This is a genomic window from Klebsiella sp. MS 92-3, assembly GCF_000195655.1.
Classification (GTDB): domain Bacteria; phylum Pseudomonadota; class Gammaproteobacteria; order Enterobacterales; family Enterobacteriaceae; genus Klebsiella; species Klebsiella pneumoniae.
This window is the reverse complement of sequence record NZ_GL882793.1, coordinates 5,171-9,779: the sequence shown is the minus strand read 5'-3', so window position 1 is coordinate 9,779 and position 4,609 is coordinate 5,171. Positions and strand designations below refer to the sequence as shown.

Here is a 4,609-nt window from a genome sequence, read left to right as displayed (position 1 = left end):
CCCCCCCCCCCCCCCCCCCCCCCCGGCGGGCGGAGGGAGGTGAAAAAGCGATCAGGCGCGGTCTACCGTAAAGGCGATCACTTCGCCGATGCTTTCAGCGCCCAGCGCCAGCATGACCACGCGGTCAACGCCCAGCGCCACGCCGGAGCAGTCCGGCAAACCCGCCTCCAGCGCCGCCAGCAGGTTGTTATCGATGGGCTGCTGCGGAAGGCCGCGCGCGGCGCGTTTGCGGTTATCCTGCTCAAACCGCAGGCGCTGTTCATGGGCGTCGGTCAGCTCGTGGAAACCGTTCGCCAGCTCAATACCTTTGTAATAGACCTCAAAGCGCTCAGCGACCCGATGATCTTCCGGGCTGATCTGCGCTAAAGAGGCCTGAGTCGCCGGGAAATGATAAATGAACGTTGGTCGATCTTTGCCGATGTGCGGCTCCACGCCCATGGTGAACAGCAGCTGCAGCAGGGTATCGCGATCTTCTTCAGTATCGGCGATATTGCTCAGATCCAGCTTCGCTGCGACTTCACGCAGCTGAGCTTTATCGGCAGAGAGCGGGTCAATTTCCAGATGGCGCTGAAACGCCTGCTGATAGGAGAGACTTTCCGCCGGTTGGCACTCCAGCACCTGCTGCAGCAGATCGTCCACCTCATTGATCAGGCGATACATGTCATAGCATGGACGATACCACTCCAGCATGGTGAATTCCGGATTGTGATGACGCCCCATCTCTTCATTACGGAAGCTGCGGCACAGCTGGAAGACCGGGCCGCAACCCGCCGCCAGCAGGCGCTTCATGTGGTATTCCGGACTGGTCATCAGGTACAGGTTAAGCCCCTGAGAATGGCCCGGGCCGACGAAACGGGTTTCGAACGGGAACAAATGAATATCCGTTACCGTCGCCTGACTCATGCAAGGCGTCTCCACCTCCAGCACGCCGCGATCGGTAAAGAAACGGCGGATTTCCGCCATCACCGCCGCGCGCTTCAACAGATTGGGAATGGGTGCGCTCGGCTGCCAGGTTGCCGTCTCGCTCATGGTACTTTCTCCGATTGCAAATTAAGGGCACGAAGTCTACTCGCAACCGGCGAGTGAAACAAATTTTGTGCAATCTCCGGCAGACTACATGCCATTAATCTATCGTTAACCCTGACGCATAAATACCACTGATAAATAACCGCACATATCGATAAAAAAATCGAACACGTCAATTTTCCATACTGACCCTAAGGCTATACTCCTGTACCTATAAAGGAGCAGTGATACTTTTTCGCCAGCCCGGCGGCGAAATACACTAAAACTGGAGGAATGTCGTGCAAACTTTTCAAGCCGATCTCGCCGTAATTGGCGCCGGCGGGGCAGGCCTTCGTGCCGCTATCGCCGCCGCTCAGGCCAACCCCAACGCTAAAATCGCCCTGATTTCTAAAGTCTATCCGATGCGCAGCCATACGGTCGCTGCAGAAGGGGGGTCCGCAGCCGTTGCCCAGGATCACGATAGCTTTGAGTACCATTTTCACGACACCGTCGCGGGAGGCGACTGGCTGTGCGAGCAGGATGTCGTCGACTATTTTGTTCATCACTGCCCGACGGAAATGACCCAGCTGGAGCAGTGGGGATGCCCATGGAGCCGCCGCCCCGACGGCAGCGTCAACGTCCGGCGCTTCGGTGGCATGAAAATCGAACGCACCTGGTTTGCCGCCGACAAAACCGGCTTCCACATGCTGCATACCCTCTTCCAGACCTCCCTTCAGTTTCCCCAAATTCAGCGCTTTGACGAACATTTCGTCCTTGACCTGCTGGTCGATGACGGGCAGGCCCGCGGCCTGGTGGCGATGAATATGATGGAAGGCACCCTGGTGCAGATCCGCGCTAACGCCGTGGTGCTGGCTACCGGCGGCGCCGGGCGCGTCTACCGCTACAACACCAACGGCGGCATCGTCACCGGTGACGGGATGGGGATGGCCCTGGGCCATGGCGTGCCGCTGCGCGACATGGAATTCGTTCAGTATCACCCGACCGGCCTGCCGGGCTCCGGGATCCTGATGACCGAAGGCTGCCGCGGCGAAGGCGGGATTCTGGTCAACAAAAACGGCTACCGCTATCTGCAGGATTACGGCATGGGCCCGGAAACCCCGCTCGGCGAACCGAAGAATAAATATATGGAGCTGGGCCCACGCGACAAAGTGTCCCAGGCCTTCTGGCACGAGTGGCGGAAAGGGAACACCATCCCGACGCCGCGCGGCGACGTGGTCTACCTCGATCTCCGCCACCTCGGCGAGAAAAAACTGCTGGAGCGTCTGCCGTTTATCTGTGAACTGGCGAAAGCCTACGTCGGCGTCGATCCGGTGAAAGAGCCGATCCCGGTGCGCCCGACCGCGCACTACACCATGGGCGGTATTGAAACCGATCAGCAGTGCGAAACCCGAATCAAAGGGCTGTTTGCCGTGGGCGAATGCTCGTCCGTTGGCTTACATGGCGCCAACCGTCTGGGCTCCAACTCGCTGGCCGAGCTGGTGGTCTTCGGCCGCCTGGCCGGGGAGCAGGCCATGCAGCGCGCCGCTCAGGCGGGCGAGGCAAACGGCGCAGCCCTCGATGCGCAGGCTGCCGATGTGGAGCAGCGCCTGAAAGATCTCGTCAACCAGGAAGGTAACGAAAACTGGGCGAAAATTCGCGATGAAATGGGGCTGTCGATGGAGGAAGGCTGCGGCATCTACCGCACGCCGGAGCTGATGCAGAAAACGATCGACAAGCTGGCTGAACTGCAGGAACGCTTTAAGCGCGTGCGCATTACTGATAACTCCAGCGTGTTCAATACCGATCTGCTTTACACCATTGAGCTGGGGCACGGTTTAAACGTTGCCGAATGTATGGCGCACTCGGCCATCGCCCGTAAAGAATCGCGCGGGGCGCACCAGCGTTTGGATGAAGGCTGTACCGAACGCGACGACGTCAACTTCCTCAAGCACACTCTCGCCTTCCGCGAGGCCGATGGCACTACCCGTCTGGAATATGGCGATGTGAAGATCACCACGCTGCCGCCGGCAAAACGTGTCTATGGCGCAGAAGCGGACGCGGCTGAGAAGAAGGAGACCACCCATGGCTGAGATGAAAAACCTGAAAGTCGAAGTGGTGCGCTACAATCCGGAGGTCGACACCGCACCGCACAGCGCATTCTATGACGTGCCTTACGATGAACAGACCTCGCTGCTGGACGCGCTGGGCTACATCAAAGACAACCTGGCGCCAGACCTGAGCTACCGCTGGTCCTGCCGAATGGCAATCTGCGGTTCCTGCGGCATGATGGTCAACAAGGTGCCGAAGCTGGCCTGCAAAACCTTCCTGCGCGATTACACCAAAGGCATCAAGGTGGAGGCATTGGCCAACTTCCCGATCGAGCGCGATCTGGTGGTGGACATGACCCACTTTATCGAAAGCCTGGAAGCCATTAAGCCGTATATCATCGGCAATAACCGCACGCCTGACCAGGGGCCAAACAAGCAGACCCCGGCCCAGATGGCGAAATACCATCAGTTTTCCGGCTGCATCAACTGCGGGCTGTGCTATGCCGCCTGTCCACAGTTCGGCCTGAACCCGGAATTTATCGGCCCGGCGGCGATCACCCTCGCCCACCGCTATAACGAAGACAGCCGCGACCACGGTAAAAAGGAACGCATGGCGCAGCTTAACGGCCAGAATGGCGTCTGGACCTGTACTTTCGTTGGCTACTGCTCGGAAGTGTGTCCGAAGCACGTCGACCCGGCGGCCGCGATCCAGCAGGGCAAGGTGGAAAGCTCGAAAGACTTTCTTATCGCCACCCTGAAACCACGCTAAGGAGTGCATTATGACGACGAAACGCAAACCCTACGTGCGACCAATGACCTCCACCTGGTGGAAAAAGCTGCCGTTTTATCGCTTCTACATGGTACGGGAAGGCACGGCGGTACCGACGGTATGGTTTAGCATTGTGCTGATTTATGGGCTGTTTGCCCTCAAGCACGGCGCCGAGAGCTGGGCGGGATATATCGGATTCCTGCAAAACCCGGTGGTGGTAATCCTCAACCTGATTACCCTGGCGGCGGCGCTGCTGCACACCAAAACCTGGTTTGAGCTGGCGCCGAAAGCCGCCAACGTCATCATCAAAGGCGAAAAAATGGGGCCAGAGCCGGTCATTAAAGGGCTCTGGGTGGTGACGGCGGTGGTCACCGTGGTGATCCTGTTTGTCGCCCTGTTCTGGTAAGGAGGCTGAGATGATTAATCCCAATCCGAAACGTTCCGATGAACCCGTATTCTGGGGGCTGTTTGGCGCAGGCGGCATGTGGGGCGCGATCGTCGCGCCGGTGATGGTGCTGCTGGTCGGCATCCTGCTGCCGCTGGGGCTCGCCCCGGCCGACGCCTTTAGCTATGAGCGTGTGCTGGCCTTTGCCCAAAGCTTTATCGGCCGAGCATTCATCTTTCTGATGATTGTCCTGCCGCTGTGGTGTGGGTTGCATCGTATTCACCACGCCATGCACGATCTGAAAATCCATGTGCCCAACGGTAAATGGGTCTTCTACGGCCTGGCGGCAATCCTCAGCGTCATCACCCTCGTTGGCGTACTGTTTATCTGATCCTGCAAGAG

At 58.7% G+C, this 4,609-nt stretch carries 5 protein-coding genes; 4 read left to right on the top strand and 1 reads right to left on the bottom strand.

Annotation, left to right across the window (positions count from 1 at the left end):
- Positions 1 to 51: 51 nt before the first annotated feature.
- Positions 52 to 1,029 carry an elongation factor P--(R)-beta-lysine ligase gene (gene epmA, locus HMPREF9538_RS16995; protein ID WP_004146714.1) on the bottom strand — a complete coding sequence of 326 codons (978 nt, stop codon included), beginning with the start codon at positions 1,027 to 1,029 and terminating at the stop codon, positions 52 to 54.
- Between the two features lie 275 nt (positions 1,030 to 1,304).
- Between epmA and frdA the strand changes: the two genes are divergently transcribed.
- From frdA to frdD, 4 genes are read left to right on the top strand one after another with little or no spacing between them, the layout of a single operon-like run.
- A complete protein-coding gene (gene frdA, locus HMPREF9538_RS0127395) occupies positions 1,305 to 3,095 on the top strand; it encodes a fumarate reductase (quinol) flavoprotein subunit (protein ID WP_004177727.1) in 1,791 nt (596 codons plus the stop codon).
- A complete protein-coding gene (gene frdB / locus HMPREF9538_RS17000; RefSeq protein ID WP_004177729.1) occupies positions 3,088 to 3,822 on the top strand; it encodes a fumarate reductase iron-sulfur protein in 735 nt (244 codons plus the stop codon). Before frdA ends, frdB begins: the two co-directional genes overlap by 8 nt.
- A gap of 10 nt (positions 3,823 to 3,832) precedes the next feature.
- Positions 3,833 to 4,228, top strand: a complete 396-nt coding sequence (frdC, locus tag HMPREF9538_RS17005; RefSeq protein WP_002885530.1) for a fumarate reductase subunit FrdC — start codon at positions 3,833 to 3,835, stop codon at positions 4,226 to 4,228.
- Between the two features lie 10 nt (positions 4,229 to 4,238).
- A complete protein-coding gene (gene frdD, locus HMPREF9538_RS17010) occupies positions 4,239 to 4,598 on the top strand; it encodes a fumarate reductase subunit FrdD (RefSeq protein ID WP_002885526.1) in 360 nt (119 codons plus the stop codon).
- Positions 4,599 to 4,609 lie beyond the last annotated feature (11 nt).

Coding starts and splice junctions, on each gene's coding strand:
- frdB (WP_004177729.1), top strand. CDS start 3,088: ATGGCTGAGATGAAAAACCTGAAAGTCGAAGTGGTGCGCTACAATCCG.
- frdD (WP_002885526.1), top strand. CDS start 4,239: ATGATTAATCCCAATCCGAAACGTTCCGATGAACCCGTATTCTGGGGG.
- epmA (WP_004146714.1), bottom strand. CDS start 1,029: ATGAGCGAGACGGCAACCTGGCAGCCGAGCGCACCCATTCCCAATCTG.
- frdC (WP_002885530.1), top strand. CDS start 3,833: ATGACGACGAAACGCAAACCCTACGTGCGACCAATGACCTCCACCTGG.